The 18632-nt window shown below is 52.6% G+C and carries 17 protein-coding genes; 14 read left to right on the top strand and 3 right to left on the bottom strand.

Annotation, left to right across the window (positions count from 1 at the left end; translation table 11 throughout):
* Positions 1-63: 63 nt before the first annotated feature.
* From EDM58_RS20375 to EDM58_RS20385, 3 genes are all read left to right on the top strand, one after another.
* The gene (locus EDM58_RS20375; protein WP_122914949.1) at positions 64-651 is read left to right on the top strand and encodes an LOG family protein; all 588 of its coding nucleotides are present in this window, start codon (positions 64-66) and stop codon (positions 649-651) included.
* A gap of 90 nt (positions 652-741) precedes the next feature.
* Positions 742-1875 (top strand): zinc-dependent alcohol dehydrogenase, encoded by a 1134-nt coding sequence (locus EDM58_RS20380; RefSeq protein WP_122914950.1) that lies wholly within the window; start codon positions 742-744, stop codon positions 1873-1875.
* A 196-nt stretch (positions 1876-2071) separates the two neighbouring features.
* Positions 2072-3400, top strand: a complete 1329-nt coding sequence (locus tag EDM58_RS20385; protein ID WP_122914951.1) for a hypothetical protein — start codon at positions 2072-2074, stop codon at positions 3398-3400.
* A gap of 15 nt (positions 3401-3415) precedes the next feature.
* Here the strand turns inward: EDM58_RS20385 and EDM58_RS20390 are convergent, their stop codons facing one another.
* Positions 3416-3817, bottom strand: a complete 402-nt coding sequence (locus tag EDM58_RS20390; RefSeq protein ID WP_122914952.1) for a hypothetical protein — start codon at positions 3815-3817, stop codon at positions 3416-3418.
* 9 nt (positions 3818-3826) lie between these two features.
* Positions 3827-4354 carry a hypothetical protein gene (locus EDM58_RS20395; RefSeq protein WP_246000910.1) on the bottom strand — a complete coding sequence of 176 codons (528 nt, stop codon included), beginning with the start codon at positions 4352-4354 and terminating at the stop codon, positions 3827-3829.
* A gap of 175 nt (positions 4355-4529) precedes the next feature.
* Here EDM58_RS20395 and EDM58_RS20400 point away from each other — a divergent pair, with 175 nt between their 5' ends.
* The 11 genes from EDM58_RS20400 (at position 4530) to EDM58_RS20450 (ending at position 16991) form a co-directional block, all read left to right on the top strand.
* Positions 4530-5882, top strand: coding sequence for an NAD(P)-dependent oxidoreductase (locus tag EDM58_RS20400; protein WP_122914953.1), 1353 nt, complete (start codon positions 4530-4532; stop codon positions 5880-5882).
* A 62-nt stretch (positions 5883-5944) separates the two neighbouring features.
* Complete coding sequence (gene preA, locus EDM58_RS20405; protein WP_122914954.1) at positions 5945-7231, top strand: NAD-dependent dihydropyrimidine dehydrogenase subunit PreA; 1287 nt, start codon at positions 5945-5947, stop codon at positions 7229-7231.
* A gap of 98 nt (positions 7232-7329) precedes the next feature.
* Positions 7330-8715: a dihydropyrimidinase gene (gene hydA, locus EDM58_RS20410; RefSeq protein ID WP_122914992.1), complete on the top strand. Its 1386-nt coding sequence runs from the start codon at positions 7330-7332 to the stop codon at positions 8713-8715.
* Positions 8716-8752: 37 nt separating this feature from the next.
* Positions 8753-9643 carry a nitrilase-related carbon-nitrogen hydrolase gene (locus EDM58_RS20415; protein ID WP_122914955.1) on the top strand — a complete coding sequence of 297 codons (891 nt, stop codon included), beginning with the start codon at positions 8753-8755 and terminating at the stop codon, positions 9641-9643.
* Between the two features lie 72 nt (positions 9644-9715).
* On the top strand, positions 9716-10246 hold the full coding sequence (locus EDM58_RS20420) for a hypothetical protein (RefSeq protein WP_122914956.1): 531 nt from the start codon (positions 9716-9718) through the stop codon (positions 10244-10246).
* A gap of 107 nt (positions 10247-10353) precedes the next feature.
* Positions 10354-10917: a helix-turn-helix domain-containing protein gene (locus EDM58_RS20425; RefSeq protein ID WP_122914993.1), complete on the top strand. Its 564-nt coding sequence runs from the start codon at positions 10354-10356 to the stop codon at positions 10915-10917.
* Between the two features lie 277 nt (positions 10918-11194).
* Entirely contained in the window at positions 11195-12484 is a 1290-nt protein-coding gene (locus EDM58_RS20430; protein WP_122914957.1) for a hydroxymethylglutaryl-CoA reductase, degradative, read from the top strand.
* The gene (locus EDM58_RS20435; protein WP_122914958.1) at positions 12465-12911 is read left to right on the top strand and encodes a hypothetical protein; all 447 of its coding nucleotides are present in this window, start codon (positions 12465-12467) and stop codon (positions 12909-12911) included. Before EDM58_RS20430 ends, EDM58_RS20435 begins: the two co-directional genes overlap by 20 nt.
* Complete coding sequence (locus EDM58_RS20440) at positions 12908-14263, top strand: tripartite tricarboxylate transporter permease (RefSeq protein ID WP_122914959.1); 1356 nt, start codon at positions 12908-12910, stop codon at positions 14261-14263. Before EDM58_RS20435 ends, EDM58_RS20440 begins: the two co-directional genes overlap by 4 nt.
* Positions 14264-14267: 4 nt before the next feature.
* A complete protein-coding gene (locus EDM58_RS20445) occupies positions 14268-15164 on the top strand; it encodes a hydroxymethylglutaryl-CoA lyase (RefSeq protein ID WP_183187573.1) in 897 nt (298 codons plus the stop codon).
* Positions 15165-15278: 114 nt separating this feature from the next.
* Positions 15279-16991, top strand: coding sequence for a methyl-accepting chemotaxis protein (locus EDM58_RS20450; protein ID WP_122914960.1), 1713 nt, complete (start codon positions 15279-15281; stop codon positions 16989-16991).
* Between the two features lie 68 nt (positions 16992-17059).
* Here EDM58_RS20450 and EDM58_RS20455 read toward each other — a convergent pair whose 3' ends face one another.
* Positions 17060-18550 carry an NCS1 family nucleobase:cation symporter-1 gene (locus EDM58_RS20455; RefSeq protein ID WP_122914961.1) on the bottom strand — a complete coding sequence of 497 codons (1491 nt, stop codon included), beginning with the start codon at positions 18548-18550 and terminating at the stop codon, positions 17060-17062.
* Between the last annotated feature and the right edge of the window lie 82 nt (positions 18551-18632).

Genomic DNA, 18632 nt, shown 5'->3' on the forward strand with positions numbered 1-18632 from the left:
TCTTTCACAAAATTATCCTGTACACTATCAAAGGAACGATCAAACAACAACAGGAGGGGCGAGATGAAACGAATTTGTGTCTTTGCAGGATCGAATCCGGGTGTACATACAGCGTTCAGTGAATCTGCTGAGCAGTTAGGAAATGAGTTGCTCGCCCGGAAACTGGACTTGGTGTACGGCGGCTCCAAGCTTGGATTGATGGGACGGGTCGCCAATACGGTGTTGGAAGGCGGCGGTCACGTCATCGGCGTCATGCCGACGGGCTTATTCCGCGGCGAGATTGTCCACACCAGCCTGACCGAGCTGCATGAGGTAAGCACCATGCATGAACGGAAAGCGAAAATGAATGAGCTGGCGGACGGCTTCATTGCCCTGCCGGGAGGATATGGCACGTTCGAAGAGATTTTCGAGGTGGTAAGCTGGGGGCAGATCGGCATCCACGACAAGCCGATCGGATTGTTGAATGTCGAAGGATACTACACTCCCGTCATGGAGTTGGTCAAGCATGCGACTGAAGCTGGCTTCATTCCGGAAACGGCGACGCCATTGCTGATCTGTGAAAGCGATCCGGCTGTTCTGCTGGACCGCATGCGTGATTATCGTCCGCCCGAGAAAGTCAACAAGTGGTCAGAACTTCCTGATGCGGAATAAACGTCGGAATGGGCGGTAAGCCCGTATAAATCTCCTGTCGCAGGATGAACCTATCAGGGATCATCTTGAAACGCACGGGAGGAAACCATCATGAGAGCTGTGACCTATCAAGGCCCCAATCAAGTGGAAGTAAAAGAAGTCGCGGACCCAAAAATCGAGAAGGCAGATGATATTCTCGTTCGAATCACCAGCACGGCTATCTGCGGATCTGATCTTCATCTGTACAAAGGAAATTTTCCTTTGCCCGAAGGATACATCATCGGCCATGAACCGATGGGAATTGTTGAAGAGGTGGGTCCAGAGGTAACGAAAGTGAAAAAAGGGGATCGCGTCGTCATTCCATTCAATGTCGCTTGCGGGGAGTGCTTCTACTGCCAGCATGAACTGGAAAGCCAATGCGACCACTCCAATCCGCATTATGATTCCGGCGGATACCTGGGCTACTCGGAAAAATTCGGCAATTACCCGGGCGGACAGGCTGAATATTTGCGGGTGCCCTTTGGCTCCTTTTCCTCATTCGTCATACCGGAGGCCTGCGAGCTGGAGGATGAGGCATTGCTCTTTTTATCGGATGTCCTTCCTACAGCCTATTGGAGCGTCCTTCATGCCGGGGTAAAAGCAGGGGATACGGTTATCGTGCTGGGGGCAGGTCCAGTTGGATTGATGGCCCAGACATTTGCCTGGTTGAAAGGCGCAAAGCGCGTCATCGCCGTAGATTATCTGGAATACCGCCTGAATCGTGCGAGGGAAATCAATCGAGTGGAGACCTTTGATTTTACCCAGTACGACGATATGGGAGAGCATTTAAAGGAGATCACACAGGGTGGCGCTGATGTTGTAATCGACTGTGTCGGGATGGATGGGAAAAAATCTCCCTTGGAATTCGTAGCGCAAAAGCTCAAGCTGCAGGGAGGAACGATCGGTCCGATTCAGATCGCGACGAAAGCGGTGCGCAAATGCGGCACTGTACAACTGACTGGTGTGTATGGCGGCAACTACAATAACTTTCCGCTGGGCCCGTTTTTCGCTCGTAACATCAGCTTGAAGATGGGACAGGCTCCTGTCATCCACCTGATGCCGGAGATCTTTCAACTCATCACCGAAGGTAAAATCGACCCTACGAACATCATTACGCATCGCATGAAACTGACAGAGGCAAGTCGAGCGTATGAGATTTTTAACGACAGAATGGACGATTGCATCAAAGTCGTCCTGAAGCCGTAAAGCATGAGCAAACAAAGCATGGATGCAAAAAGCAGTTCTCAGCCATCGAGGCGGGAACTGTTTTTTTATCGAAAAGAAGGATTCATGCCTTGACCCCATCACGAAAGAATGGTAGCGTAAGGAAATACATTACCAAGTAAGTTGGTAGGAATTATAGTTGTCTATATGGACAGTCTACAGGAGGAAGAAAGAGAAAATGAACAAACAAAAGAGATTTCTTCAGGTGAGTACAGCTGCATTGTTGGCAGCAGCAATTTCATTCCCCCAAGCTGCAGGTGCAGCCGGACAAGCCACGTCCGCAGCACAACCATATGCTGCTCTGGCAGCAAGTCCTGTCTCGACAGATTTTAGCCAGTATGTATCGCTGCAATACGGCGTTCAACTGAATGGAACGGTATCCCGTGAAGCATTTGCGGCGGCATTGAACAAAATCGTCGCACAAGCAAACGGCATCACGGATAAGGAAGCGGCAGCCAACGAATATGTAGCAAAAGCAAGCGGCAAGCTGGCTGTCTGGGAAGCGGTCAGTGCGACTGTCAAAGCTGCACAACAGCAAGAATTGGCCGGGACATACAGCGAAGAGAAGGTCAAAGCCGCATGGACAAAAGCAGGACTGACCTACGACGAAAAAGGAGCGGTTCCATTTGCTGCAGCACAAGAATTGGCGGCAGCCATCGATTTGGGCTTGGTAAAGGAAGATGTGCTCAAAGCGCAGAAACCAACTGGGGATGTACAAGCTGAGTTGGCTTATCAGTTGCTGGGGAAAGTGGCGGAATTCAACGGTCATGCAAAAAATGTCCTCGGCAAAATCTCCTCGGACGACATCTATGGAAAAGTCGTGCAAGCCTGGAATGAGTCGCAAATCATCAAGGCAGGAGAGCTTCAAGATCTGGTGGACAACATTTTGAAGCAAGATCTGATCACGGGCTACAACCTCAAGGACGCTGCTTATGATCCGCGCTTTGATCCAAAAAGAGCCATTACATACGGACATAGCGACATCGTTCACGCGATTCAGCTGATCGGCTTGTTGAAGAGCGAAGGCATCGATGCGAACGTCCAGCTCGAACCAAAGACCTCTGCGTTCATCTATCTCAAAGAATGGGGCGAGCCAGTACAAACCGAGAACTACCAGGTTGTACAAATCGAAAACGGCAACTACATCGCGTATTCCAAGGAGTATGACCTGAGCTTTGAGTTCGCCAGCCAGGAGGATAAGGAGCGCTTCCAGCCGTTGGTGCTGAAATACGCCAAAAAGAATGACGAAGAGGCGACTGGTCTCTTGAGAGCTTCGTGGTGGCAACCGCTCTACTATTCGTTGACCGAGTTGAAGGATTACCCGATCATCACGAACAACTACGTGCAAAGCGGCCGCCATATCGTGCAGACCTTCTCGCTGAATGAAGATTCCCCGGCTGTGGCAAACGCCTTCAAAAAGCTCGGCAAAGAAGTAGACGTCAAGACCTACAAGTTCTGGGTGGATCAGCCATTCTACAACTACTTGAAAGGTGACGATTTCAAGTAAAATGAAAGGAAATGCTCAGCGCGAATCCTTTCGCTCGGAATGGTAGGAGCGCAGCCCGCGCATCAGCAACTCTGAAATGACTTCATCCTGTGTCTTGTTCTTGACATGGGCACGAATCTGTTCGAGTTCGTCGATCAATTCGGAATCCAGAAACAGATGAATGGTCGAACCTGTTTTTTGCGGATAGATTTCGGCGTGATCTGCATAGACTCTTACCGTCCCTGAGATGCAGACGTCCTTTTTTAGCATCGACGGATCGGGAATGAACAGACAAGGCGCTTCCAGTATGATATGGGTCAGTTCTTCGCTGAATCGAATGGCGAGGGGCTGCCCCTTTTTTTTGTGGTAATCCCGAATTTGTCGTGAGATTTCCTGATTCTCTACATGATTTTTCATCGAGATGACGGCCAGTTCCATAATGCCTCCTTATGGGCGCAACAGATCTTCCTCCGCGATATGTGTCAACAGCTCTCCCGTTGCTTCCAATTGGACGTGATAGGTAAAACTGTTTCCGCAGGGCTCAATCGCGATGATGAGGGCAGGACAGCGACGAGTATCTTTATTGAAAAGGACCCGGTCCAATACCTCGTACCGAGGGCGGAGATACCCTTTTTCACGCAGAAAATGCAATACGTCTTCACGCGGATACAGAAAACGCTTGTTTCCCTGCTTGTTCACCAACAGCGGGAACGCTTCTCTTTCATCGATTACTTCCCCGAGAGCGCCGCTGTCTGCCCAGCGTTTGATCGTCGCCATGCTTCCGACTCTTCCGTGGCGAGCCTCCAGCAGCTCAAGGATCTCCCGAGACGAGAGATAGTTCAGGCGGCGCTGCTGCTGTTCGAGATAAGAGGCCCTTTCCAGTTCCAATTGGGCGATATGAGCCGTGGCAGTGATAACCTGATTTTTCCACGCTTCGATTTCCCGGTCGTAATCTCTCATCAGTTTCACACTCACCTCCCAATCTCCTTACCAACCTATTCAACCTTGAAATCAATCATGCATGAAGCCAGCTTATGATTGCATGGATTTGTCAGAAGATTCCGCAATGAAAAAATCATAAAATCGCTTTTTCCTACATTGATTAATAGCAAGTATCTGTTTTGAGAACTGGTAAGGAGGTCGTGTCGTGATGAGTGCTCCACAGCACATACTGGAACAGTTTCGGGAAGTGGTGCCTGCTTTAAAACCGAAAGAGGCCATCGATGAAGCAAATCGCTGCCTTTATTGCTATGACGCCCCCTGTATCAAGGCTTGTCCGACTTCGATAGACATTCCCAGCTTTATCAAAAAAATCGCGACTGGCAATCTTCTCGGATCTGCTCGGACGATCATGGAGGCCAATCCGGTCGGCGCGAGCTGTGCGCGCGTCTGTCCGACGGAGGAGCTGTGCGAGGGCGCCTGTGTGCTCAATCATGCTTCCGGTTCTCGCGCAATCATGATCGGACTGTTGCAGCGCCACGCTACGGATTGGGCAATCCAAAACAAGGCCCCGCTGTTTCAAAAAGGAGAAGCGACCGGAAAACGAGTGGCGATTGTAGGAGCCGGTCCGGCGGGTTTGTCCGCAGCTCGCGAGCTGGCTCGTGCCGGACATCAGGTGACGGTTTTTGAAGCGAAGGAAAAAGCAGGCGGCTTAAATACGTACGGGATCGTCTCGTTCCGCCTTCCGCAGGAAATCTCCTTGTGGGAAGCGGATCAGATTGAGGCTTTGGGTGTAGAAATCCGCACGAATACTCGTGTGGGGGTCGATATTTCACCGTCGGAGCTGCTGGCGGATTACGATTCTGTTCTTTTGGCGGCTGGAATGGGGTACGTGCCATCGCTGCAGATCGAAGGAGAGGATTTGCACGGTGTCCTGGATGCGATTGCATTGGTAGAAGAGACCAAAACCAAGCCGCTCACAGACGAGATGATCGGCAAAAAGGTAGTCGTAATCGGGGCGGGCAATACGGCGATCGACGCTGCCACCTGTTCCAAGCGATTGGGTGCCGAGCAAGTACAGATCCTTTACCGACGTACGGAAAAAGAGATGACCTGCTATGAATTCGAATACGAGTTCGCCAAGCAGGATGGCGTGGAATTCCGCTGGCTCGTAGCACCGTCGCGGATATTGGGTGAACAGGGTCGGGTGACGGGCTTGGAGCTGACGCGGATGCAGTTGGGAGAGCCGGATGAAAAAGGGCGGAGAAGACCTGTACCGATTCCGGGCAGTGAATTCGTGATCGAAGTCGATTACGTCGTAAAAGCGATCGGCCAGCAGCGTTTTGTGTCTTTGATCGATTCCTTTGGCATTCAGCATAAAAACGGAGTGGTGGAGATCGAGGACGGTACCTATCGGACATCCCATCCCAAGGTGTTTGCCGCGGGAGACGTGATTTTCGGCGGCGGGAAGACCGATGCGATGGTTGTGGATGCAGCCAATCATGGGAAACGCGCTGCATGGGCCATCGACAAGGCTCTACGGGACGTGTCGATCCAACTGTAGATTGTAAATATCGCGAAAAAACCGCTCTGTCAAACGAAGGGCGAAGATGGAGGAGACTGATTATGGCAGATCTCAGCATCAATCTGGCGGGGATTCCATCCCCCAACCCGTTTTGGCTGGCATCCGCTCCCCCGACGAATTCCGGTTATCAGGTGCAGCGCGCATTTGAAGCAGGCTGGGGCGGCGCTGTCTGGAAAACACTGGGCGAACCGATCATCAACGTGACGTCCCGTTTTGCCGGGCTTCATTTTGGCGGTCAGCGCGTGCTCGGATTCAACAATATCGAACTGATTACCGACAAGCCGCTCGAGGTCAACCTCAAGGAGATGGATGAGACCAAGAAGCGTTTTCCCAAGCACACGTTGATCGCTTCGCTGATGGTGGAGCACAAGCAGGAAGCCTGGCACGAAATCGTCAAAAAGGTGGAGGCGATCGGGGTAGATGGGTTGGAGCTCAACTTCGGCTGTCCCCACGGCATGGCAGAGCGCGGAATGGGTTCCGCAGTAGGCCAGCATCCCGACCTGATCCGGCAGCAGGTGGAGTGGGTCAAGGAGGTAGCGCAAACACCGGTCATCGTAAAGCTGACGCCCAATATTACCGACATTCGTTTTACTGCCCGCGCAGCTGCACAGGGTGGAGCAGATGCCATCAGCATGATCAATACGATCAACAGTCTGATGGGCGTCGATCTGGATAAATGGCTGCCGATCCCGCACGTCGACGGCAAAGGGGCGCATGGCGGCTACTGCGGGCCAGCCGTGAAGCCGATTGCGCTGAATATGGTGGCGGAATGCGCGCGCGACCCGCTCGTCGGCATCCCCATCTCAGGCATCGGCGGCATTTCCAACTGGCGCGATGCCGTCGAATTCCTTCTGATGGGTGCGACAGGTGTTCAGGTGTGCACCGCTGCGATGCATCACGGTTTCCGAATCGTAGAGGACATGATTGACGGATTGAACAATTACCTGGATCAGCGCGGCATCGATTCCGTGATGGATTTGGTCGGCAAAGCCGTTCCCACGTATTCAGACTGGGGGCATCTCAATCTCAACTACAAAGTCGTGGCTCGGATCAACGACGAGACGTGCATTCATTGCAACAAGTGTCATATTGCTTGCGAAGATACCTCCCATCAGTGCATTGACAGGGTGACCGATGTTGCGACCGGTAAGGAACGCCTGGTCATTCGCGAAGAGGATTGTGTAGGCTGCAATCTCTGCTCCATCGTCTGCCCGGTGGAAGGAACCATCGAGATGGTCGAGATCCCGACGAACCAGCCTCCGCTCACCTGGAACCAACGTCAGGCAGCTCTTGCAGCAGGCGGAAGCAGCAGTTCGGATACTGCCTGATACTCTCCGTCATCATCTGACCTGCTGCTGCATAGCTTGTACTAGCGAGCGGAAGGAGCTACACCCAAGGGATGCTCAAGATAAGGGAGGGAGCAGATTTGAAAAAATGGATTCGCGGCGGAACGGTCGTGACGGCTGCCGATACGTATCAAGCAGACGTCTTGATTGACGGAGAAAAGGTCGTTGCGATTGGAAAAGACTTGCATGCCGAAGATGCGGAGATCGTCGATGCGACGGGGTGCTATCTGTTGCCGGGAGGGATTGATCCGCATACACATCTAGACATGCCATTTGGCGGCACCGTCACTTCAGATGATTTTTTCAGCGGGACGAAGGCAGCGGCATTTGGCGGTACGACCAGCATCGTCGATTTTTGCCTGACCAAAAAAGGGGAGTCGCTCCATCAGGCGATTGCGACCTGGCATGAAAAAGCAAAAGGCAAGGCTGTGATCGATTACGGTTTCCACCTGATGATTTCGGACGCCAACGATGATGTCCTGCAGGAGCTTGAGTCGGTGATCGCGACAGAAGGCATCACCTCGCTCAAGGTATTTATGGCGTATAAAAACGTTCTCATGGCCGATGACGAGACTTTGTTCAAGACGCTGATCCGCGCCAAGGAACTGGGGGCGCTGGTGCAGGTTCACGCCGAGAACGGCGACGTGCTGGATTATTTGACAAAACAGGCATTGGCAGAAGGGAACACAGACCCGATCTACCACGCCTATACCCGTCCGCCCGAAGCAGAGGGAGAAGCGACGGGCCGAGCCATTGCCTTGACCGCGCTGGCTGACGCCCAGCTGTACGTCGTTCACGTCTCTTGCGCAGATGCCGTCAGACGGATCGCCGAGGCGAGGGAAAAGGGCTGGAATATCTACGGCGAGACGTGCCCGCAGTATCTGGTCCTCGACATTACGGATCTGGACCGCCCCGATTTTGAAGGAGCCAAATACGTCTGGTCGCCGCCGTTGCGGGAGAAATGGAATCAGGAGGTTTTGTGGAGCGCATTGAAAAACGGCATTCTGCAAACAGTCGGTTCCGATCATTGCCCCTTCAATTTTTCAGGCCAAAAAGAGTTGGGACGTGGGGATTTTACAAAAATACCCAACGGTGGGCCGATTATTGAGGACCGCATGACGATCCTGTTCTCGGAAGGCGTGAGGAAAGGAAAGATCAGCCTGAACCAATTCGTCGACATCACCTCGACGAAGGTCGCCAAACTGTTCGGCATGTTCCCGCAAAAAGGCACGATTGCCGTGGGTTCGGACGCTGACATCGTGCTGTTTGACCCGGCCGTCAAGCGTACGATCTCGGTAGAGACGCACCACATGAATGTTGACTACAATCCTTTCGAGGGGATGGAAGTGTACGGGGATGTCGTCTCCGTCCTGTCGCGCGGTTCTTTTGTGGTGCGCGACAAAGCGTTTGTCGGTCAGGCGGGGGCAGGCAGGTATCTGAAAAGGGCGACGTTTACCAGACCATGATCGGACTGATCAGTCGTGACAGGAGGAGGCATCGACGGTGGCAAGCAAGGTGAAGATTGGATTGATCCAAGCAAAGAACGACGTCCATGGCGACGAGCCTGTGCGGGTGCACAAGGAAAAGGCGATCGAAAAACACGTCAAACTGGTGCGTGATGCAGCAGCACAGGGCGCCCAGATCATCTGCCTGCAGGAGATCTTTTACGGTCCTTATTTCTGCGCTGAGCAGAATACGAAATGGTACGAAGCGGCAGAAGAGGTGCCGGATGGTCCCACGGTGCAGCTATTTCGCACCCTGGCCCGCGAACTGGGCGTGGTCTTGATTCTGCCGGTGTATGAACGGGTCGGGATCGGCACTTATTACAATACGGCAGCCGTCATCGATGCGGACGGCAGCTATTTGGGCAAGTACCGCAAGCAGCATATCCCGCATGTCGGAGTTGGCAGCGAAGGCTGCGGCTTTTGGGAGAAGTTTTATTTCAAACCGGGCAATCTGGGCTATCCGGTGTTCGACACGGCCTTTGCCAAAGTCGGGGTCTACATCTGCTACGACCGCCATTTTCCGGAAGGCGCGCGCCTCTTGGGCCTCAATGGCGCAGAGATTATCTTCAATCCGTCGGCGACGGTCGCAGGCTTGTCTGAATATCTCTGGAAGCTGGAGCAGCCGGCGCATGCCGTCGCCAACGGTTACTATGTTGCTGCGATCAACCGCGTCGGGATGGAAGCGCCATGGAATATGGGCGAATTTTACGGGCAATCGTATCTGGTGGACCCGAAAGGACAATTCGTCGCGGTCGGCAGCAGGGATCAGGATGAGGTGATCGTGGCAGAGATGGATCGCAACAAGATTCACGAGGTTCGCGATACCTGGCAATTTTATCGGGATCGCAGACCGGAGACCTACGATGACATGGTAAAACTGCTGCCGTGAGAGGGAAGGGTGGGGAGGTGCTGCGGCGCCTTCCTTTTTCGCATCAGTGATTTGAGGCGAGGAGAGTTGGGAATGAACCAAAAAAGGATCGTCTACCGGGGCGTGGAGTACGAGGAAGCGCGGTACGCTGTAGAGATGCAGCGCTACAAGCGTGCGGAGCGCCGTCATTTTCCAGGAGGAGCCAGTGCCAAGGCCGTCTTCGGCACGGGTGTCTATCTGGTTAGCAGTCCTAAAGTTGCTGCCGAATACGCGATTTGCCACGCCGAGACGACTTGGGACAAGGCAGCGGTACTGCAGCAGGAGCTTGTCGTCAGCGGATTGTACGAGCTTAACCGGGAATACGGTGAAAATGAGCTTCGCCAAGCAGCTCTTTTTGCCCGACACAGTGAATCGGAACTGCTCCAATTGCAGAAGGAGATGAGCCATCAGGAATGGCTGGAATGGACAGGAGAAGAGGTTCGATCGTTCTTGCTGGATGCCGGGTACTCCGGCATTGCGTACATCATCTCGCCGGAGCTGACGTACTATATCTGCTATGAGCCTGACTCCTGTATTTCCGCTATCTCCTTTTTCGCATTGCTTGATTTGCAGGAGTTGGGCTAGCATCCCTTTTTCAAAGATTCATGGCGATAGAGTGAATCTTGTTCAACTTTGTTGATCCTTTTTTTCTCAATCGCTATAATCGAGGCAGGATGGATGAGAAGAAGGGGATGTTTGCAATCGAGTTGTCAGAAATCGGAAAACGAATCAGAAAAGCACGGCTAAGCCAGGGGTTCACCCAGCAGGAGTTGGCGGATCGATGCGGCTTTACGAAAAGTCTTTTGTCCAAAATCGAAAACGGACAAACGGCATCTGCCGTTGCCACGCTGTCCAAAATTGCGGAGCATCTGAAAACGCCATTGGCGTGGTTCCTGGAGGAGCATCGAGAAGATCACCTCGTGCTCTCGCCCCAATCGAAGCGAAAGAGCAAGATGGGCAGCAAGGAGATGGGGTATCTGTATGAAATTCTCGCCAACCGGTCGCGCTTTAGCAAAATTGAGCCTGTCCTGGTGACCGTTCCCCCGGATATGACCGTGACGGAGCCCTTTACCCACCCGGAAGAGGAATTCATCTACGTGGTCAGCGGAACGATTATCCTTTATTACGACGGGGAGCGGCATGTCATGGAAGAGGGGGATACCGCTTACTTTTCCGGCTTGAAACCGCATATTTTCTTGCCTTTTAACAATCAGGAAGCCAAGGTGCTGTCCATCTTCATCCAGCCCAGCAATTAATCGCATAGGGGCCCGTACACGATGCCTCCTGACGGCCAGTTCGAACGCAGCTATTGTGGTCGGCTGGCTTTTTTCTTTTTGTTGTCGACTTTTTGTGTCAGCTGCGAATATTGCGAAAAAAGCGTTTACATTTTCAAAGTGGTATTGTAGTATTAGGTCATTCAACAAAGTTGAATGATGTGAAACAAAGGTGAGTGGAGGTGGACCTTTTTCATTCGCTTTCATCCATGAGGTTGGCAAAAACAATCAAGACAGATAGAGTTGGGAGATAGCATAGATGACGAACAGCAGAATATCCGGCTTTTATCGGCACACACCAGAAGAGAGACTCGAAATGGTGGCGCAAGCCAGAGGATTAACAGAGGAAGAAAAGCAAATCTTGTCGGGGGAGATCCCGTTTCCGCTCCGCTCGGCCAATGTGATGGTCGAAAATGTAATTGGGACGATGGCGATTCCGCTTGGGGTCGCGACAAACTTTAAAATCAACGGGCAAGACCGCTTCATCCCTATGGCGACAGAAGAGCCGTCTGTCGTAGCAGGAGCAGGAAATGCCGCACGCACCTCGTACGCGCTGGGGGGATTCTACACTTCACTGAGCGGGTCGATCATGCGCGGGCAGATCCAGGTTCTCGATGTTGCCGATCCCTATGGCGCGATGGCCAGGGTGTATGAAAACAAGCAATCGATCCTGGATCGCTGCAACGCCAAGGACCCGACACTGGTATCACTGGGTGGGGGAGCCATCGACGTAGAAGTACATGTCATCGAGCGTTCCAAAGAGCCGATGCTGGTGCTGCATCTGCTGGTAGATACACGGGACGCGATGGGCGCGAACGCTGTGAACACCATGGCAGAAGCAGTCGCTCCGTTTATCGAAGAGGTGACAGGCGGACGTGTGGTGCTGCGCATCATCTCCAACCTGGCAGACCGCAGACTGGTTCGGGCACGGGCGGTATTCTCGACAGAGGAATTGGGCGGCGCTGAAGTCGTGGCGAACATCATCCGTGCATACGAGTTCGCAGAGTGCGACCCTTACCGCGCTACGACGCACAACAAAGGGATTATGAACGGGATTACGGCAGTCGTGTTGGCGACAGGAAACGATACCCGTGCAGTAGAGGCAGGCGCGCACGCTTATGCTGCGGTATCTGGCCGCTATCGTTCTTTGACACGCTGGGAATTGAATCGCGAAGGCAATCTGGTAGGGACCCTGGAGCTGCCAATGGCAGTAGGGATCGTCGGAGGCGCGACCAAATCACACCCGACTGCACGCCTTGCGCTGAAAATCATGGATGTGCAGACCGCAGAAGATTTGGCAGGGTGCATCGCGGCTGTGGGACTGGCGCAAAATCTGGCGGCGCTTCGTGCTTTGGCTACCGATGGGATCCAGCGGGGACATATGGCCTTGCATGCACGCAACCTCGCTATGATGGCCGGGGCCACGGATGAACAGATCGAAATAGTCGTCAAGCAGGCCATTCAAGAAAAGGATGTCCGTTATGACCGGATTTTGGCCTTGACCAAACAATTGCAAACGGGGGTTGGCGATGGAAACCAAAGTGGTTAGCACAGAAAAACAAACCGGAAAGTCAAATGAAACATATCTGGAGGTTCTGGGGGACACCGTGGTGCCCTCCAGCATCCTTCTCTCCGTAGCAATCAGCATGACCTTCAGTATCGGCGGCTATTTTGCCGGCAAGAGCATTTTTCCATCCATCGCAGAACCTAAGATGGTGCCTTCCTATTCCTTGCTGCTCGGAATTGCAGGCAGTGTGCTGGCGCTGATTCTCTGTGCCAAGCTGTTCAAACCGAGCCGAATCCTGAAGGAAGAAGAATCGAGCGTCGAGAGCTTTCAGGAAATCCTGCGGGACATGCAGGTGGATGCCAAGGAAGAGTACCAGCTGATTGTCAATGACCCCGTAACGAGAAAAGAGATGGAAGAACTGGGGATTCTGGATACGTTTAAGAAAAGCGGGGTGCAATCGGATAAATGAGTGTATTGATGATCTCACTTTTGTTTGCCTTGCTCGGGGCGATTTTGTTCACCCTGATCGGTTTGGTCTCGGGGACAGATGAAACCGCTATCATGGTTCCTTTTACCTTGTTGGTCATCCTTCTGGGTGCCCCGCCGGAAGCTGTCTTGTCATTCTTTATGGCGGCAGTGCTGGCGAAGCATTTGACGCATGCGATTCCTACTGCATTGATGGGGATTCCGGGTGATACGACGGCTGTTCCGCTGATCGATCACGCTTCCTCGCTGCGGCGTCTCGGAGTGCCCCACGTCGCGTTGCGCAAAATGTTGTCGGGCGGCCTGCTGGGTGCTTTCATCGCACTGCCGACAGCGGTTTTGTTCGGACAGTTTCTCGGGCAGTTTGCGGACTTCTTCAAATCTGCGTCGGGCTTGATCTTTACGCTGGCCGCTGTATTGATTGCCTATTTTTCCAAAGGAAAATGGGTCAGTATTGCGATGATTATTCCTTTTGCCTTCTTTATTAAAAGTTTGGATCAGTTCAGCTTTCAAATCGTGGAAAAGCATCTGAGCATCAGCTTCTTTTTAGGAATTGCAATCGGTCCCATGTTTTATGATTTGCTGCTGTCTCTTTCAGCGAGCGGGAGGGCGAGCCTGACCCGCACGAAACCGAAGGAATATCACCTGGCACCAGAAATCCGCGCCTGGAAGGGATTCTTCCCCAATCCGTTTCGCGTGTTGACAGGCAGACAGGCAGCCCATACTTCGATCACATCGTTTATTTCGTCACTGACATTTGCATTCAGTCCGGTCGGAATGACCTCCCTGATGGGGGAGATCGTCGGCTCCCGCAACAAGGGCGTGTACAAAAAATCGACGTCCAGTCTGGCAGCCATGAACGGCGTGACTGAATCGACGTACATCGCAGAGGCCATTATTCCGCTCCTGGCGTTCGGGATTCCGCTCAGCCCTGTCGCCTTGGGACCGGCAGCACCGCTGTTCAATGCACCGCCTGTCTTTACCAGTGATCCGGTGAACAATCTGCACAACCTGCTGACGCCTTGGGACTTCTTCTTGTACGGCTTGATCGGCTTGGTGGTTGCAGCCGTGATCGCCTATCCATTTGCAATGAACTATGCGCGTACGGCTACCGTATTTGTCATGAAAAATATCAGTCAGGAAGCCATCGTCGGGATGTTTGTCGGTTTGGCATGCTTGCTGGCTTTCCATGAGGCGCAACTGGTCGGCGTCATCTTGACATTGACGATGGCTACCGTCGGGGGCTTGATCAACCGCGTGCTGGGTGTCGGTGCCGGGGTGCAGTTCATGATTTTTTACGGAGCAGGCTACATGATGACAAACCTGTTGGGGGCATAGAAAAATGTTGGACCTTACACCGCGTCAGATTCGTGTCGTGGAGGTTGGACCCCGCGACGGACTGCAAAATGAAGCGCAATTTGTGCCGACTCAGGACAAGATCGCCTGGATTAACCATTTGTCACGTACGGGCATTCCTTATATCGAAATCACGTCATTTGTCCATCCCAGGTGGATACCTGCTCTCGCAGATGCCGCAGAGGTGGCCAAAGGGATCGAACGTGTGCCGGGCGTCACGTATGCAGCACTCGTCCCCAATGTGCGGGGGTTGGAGCGAGCGCTCGAAGCGGATGTGGATGAGGTCGCCGTATTCCTGTCCGCCAGCGAGAGCCACAATCAGCGAAATATCAATAAATCCATCGCGGATACTTTCCCGATTCTCGAGGAGACTGCTCGTGCAGCATTGGCAGCTGGAAAAACGGTACGCGGCTATGTGTCGACTGTTTTCGGCTGCCCTGACGAGGGAAGAGTATCGGTTGATGCCGTCCTTCGGGTTACGCAGAGATTGCTGGAGATGGGTGTCCGAGAAATTTCTCTTGGCGACACGATTGGAGTAGCTCATCCCAAACAAGTTCATCATGTATTGGACACGCTGCTCAAGCATGTTCCCGCCGAGCGCTTGGCGATGCATTTTCACGATACGTATGGAATGGCCGTCGCCAACACACTCATTGCGTTGGATCTGGGAATCTCGACTTTCGACAGTTCCTTAGGCGGATTGGGCGGCTGCCCGTATGCACCCGGAGCTTCCGGGAACATGGCTACGGAGGATTTGCTTTATTTGCTGGATGGACTTGACATGACAACAGGCATTCATCGCGACCGACTGTTCACAAGCGCCCGGCTGCTTGAAGAAAGAACGGGACTAAGCTTATGCAGTCGTGGAAGAAACGGCAATTGAGAGGTTCGAAAAAGTCCACTTTTTTGGAAAGTGGGCTTTTTTTGTTTCGTCTTGAACAGAAGAGGGAAAAGGATAGAGTCATCATTTTTCGATAATGGAGGAAGGTCTTATCTGATGAACATCATGCGAAATATGCGTACACGTGGAAAAATGGCGGTTTTGATCATCTCATTCTCCATTTTTATGATGATCGTCGGGGGGATGGGCTACTACGGCTTGACATCTTCCAACAAGCAATTGGCATCCATGTACCAGGAACAGCTGCTGCCAGTGAAATGGATCAATGAGTGGCGGCAGGAAATGAGGACAATCGACGGACTGGTCTACAAAATGATCCTGAATCCGGGTGCTGAAAGCTATAAGGAATACAAAAAAGAATTGGATCAACGCAGCGCAAATGCGCAGCAAATATTTGACAACCTGAAATCCTCTCAGCTCGACAGTGAAGAAGTGAAGACCGTCGAGATGCTTGAAACCCTGCTGGACCAATATCTAAAAGATCAGAGTGAAGTACTGAAATTAATCGAGCAGGAGCAGGTGGACACGGCTTACGCCTATTACCGCGCGACTGACAAGATCGTGAATTGGATCAATGAAGAACAGCTGGCGTGGGCCAATCACATCTCGGATGAGGCAGATCTGGTGCAAAAGGAGAGTGCAGAGAGAGTCGAGGAATCTATTTTTCTCCTTCTCGTCGTTGAAGCGATCGCGTTGATTCTTGCCATCTCTCTTAGCATGGCGATCTCGCGCATGATCAGCAGCCCGCTGACCGTCGTGTCTACACGGTTGGAGGAATTGGCAAAAGGAAATCTCTCTGTCGAACATACCTCTTATACCGGACGTGACGAGGTAGGGAAGCTGGGAATTGCTTTCAATGAACTCGTGGGCAATCTGCGTTCGTTGATTGAGCAGGTTAAGGTAGCGGGTGAGCAGGTAGCTGCGTCGTCTGCAGAGCTGTCTGCAGGCGCTGAGCAAACTGCCCAAACCACGCAACACTCTCTTGAAAACGTCCGTGAGATCGCTTCTTTCTCCGAGATTCAGTCACAGCGCACACAAGAGAGCGTGCGTGTCATGGAGGAGATGTCGATCGCCATTCAACGCATCGCAGACACCGCAAGCACGGTTTCCGAAAGTTCGGTGCATGCGGCCCAAGAAGCGCAGCAAGGAAACGAGTATATCCAATCGGCGGTTGCGCAAATGGAATCCATCTCGACGTCCGTGAATCAGGCAGCAGGGCTGGTACAGGAGTTGGGCGAGCGGTCCGAAGCGATCGGGAAAATCGTCGACGTCATTACCGGGATTGCTTCCCAGACCAATTTGCTCGCGCTGAATGCGGCGATTGAGGCAGCCCGTGCAGGCGAGCACGGACGAGGATTTGCAGTCGTGGCGGAAGAGGTGCGAAAATTGGCGGAGCAATCGGAGGAATCCGCACGGGAGATCGCCCGCTTGATCAGTGAGATTCAGCAAGAAACCAATCAGGTGGTAACGGTGATGAAAGACGGTACAGTCGTGGTCGAACAAGGTTCTGCCATCGTCCACGAAGCAGGTGCCGTGTTCCACCGTATCGTTGCGTCTTCGCAAGAGGTAGCGGATCAAATCCAGGAAGTATCAGCGGCGACTGAGCAGATGTCGGCCAGCGTTCAGCAGGTAGCGTCTGCCATGGATGAGATGAATCGCCTGGCGCAGGTATCGTCCCAGCATACACAGAGCGTCTCTGGAAATGCCAATGAGCAGCTTGCCTCTGTCAACGAAATTGCACGATCCAGTGCTAATTTGCATGAAATGGCAGAAGATCTGCAAGATTCAATCCGGCAATTCAAATGGTAGAAAATACAGAAAGACTGGTTCCCGTATGCCTGTGGGTGGAGAACCAGTCTTTTCTAAGGAATGCACACTCAGGAAGCTTTTCCTGCTGCTGCTTGACTCGTCACCTGCTCATACTGCTTGGCGGAGATAATCGATGCATTTCCTTTCATAACCCAGGTGTAGACGGCTAGGGATATGAGCAAGCCGATGGTCCAGGCATTGTCCCATACGATCGTCAATCCAGGGATGTATTTGCAGATAAAAGGAATCGCAATCCCGATCAGCATCGCCCAGAGAGCGTGGGTATTGTAGCCGCTTTTGTACGAGTAGATGCCGTTGGTTTTGTACAGCTCAGTCAAATGAATGCGTCTTTTCCGCACGAGCCAGTAATCCGCAATGGCAATGCCGTCAATCGGACCAAGCAAGGCACCGTAAGTCCCGAGCCAGAGGAAAATATAATTTCCGAAATTTTCCAAAATATACCAAGGCTGCATCAGCAAACCGACGAAACCGGCAATGAGTGCCCCATTCTGGTACGAGAGGCGTCGTGGAGCCAGATTTTCGACGGCACGTGCCGGTGCGACAATATTGGCAGCCACATTGGTTGTCAAGGTTGCCAGAACAATTCCAATCGTGCCGAAAAAGATAGCCAGGGGTGAAAACTTTGCCAGTACAGCCGCGGGGTCCCAGAGGGCTTCGCCGTAGATTACGACTGTAGCCGAGGTAACAGCTACCCCGATGAAGGAGAAAAAGCCCATCGTAGTTGGCAAAGCACTGGATTGACCGACAATCTGGGCTTTTTGACTCTTCGCGTAACGGCAGAAATCAGGAATGTTCAAAGCCATCGTTGCCCAGAAAGCAATGGCTCCTGTAAGAGCAGGGAAGAACACCTTCAAGAATTCGCCAGTAGTAGCAAACTTGGATGGAGCAGACAGCATCGGGCCCCACCCGCCTGCACTTGTCAGAGCCCAAATGAGCAGCGCCAAACTCATGATGATCAGGACGGGTGCCGCCCAGGCCTCCATTTTTCGGATTGCTTCGGGACCACGGTAGGCTACCCACACATTAATCGCCCAGAATCCCAAAAAGGAGATCCACAAGTGGCCCGGGACATTTCCCCAGTCGGTCATGGACATCAGCAACGTGTCAATGGCAGCGCCGCCGAACCAACAGTTGATCCCGAACCAGCCTGCCCCGATCAGACCGCGAGCTACGGCAGGGATGTGGGCACCCTTGGAACCAAACCAAAGGCGTGCAAACACCGGATACGGGATGCCAAACTTGGTTCCGGCATGGGAGTTGAGGAGAATCGGGATAAGGACGATACAGTTTCCAAGGATAATGGTAATAATAGCCTGCCACCAGTTCATGCCCAGTGAAATCAAGCCGCCCGCCATGGCGTATGTCGGCAAGCAAATGGACATGCCGATCCACAAACTGGCGAAGTTGTAAGAAGTCCAGCTATGCTCTTCCAGCGTTGTCGGACGAAGCCCCTCATTGTAGAGCGGACTGTCTTTCACCAGCGCTTCTCCTTCTCTGGTCAAGGAAACGATACCGTTTGTGTCGACCTGTGTTTTCACAAAATTCCCTCCTTTTCTAGTTCATTTCCTATACTCGGACAGCCGCCTCAGTTTGTCTCGAATATAAGTTGGTTAAGTATAT

The sequence above is a fragment of the Brevibacillus panacihumi genome, from assembly GCF_003710985.1.
Classification (GTDB): Bacteria; Bacillota; Bacilli; order Brevibacillales; family Brevibacillaceae; genus Brevibacillus; species Brevibacillus panacihumi.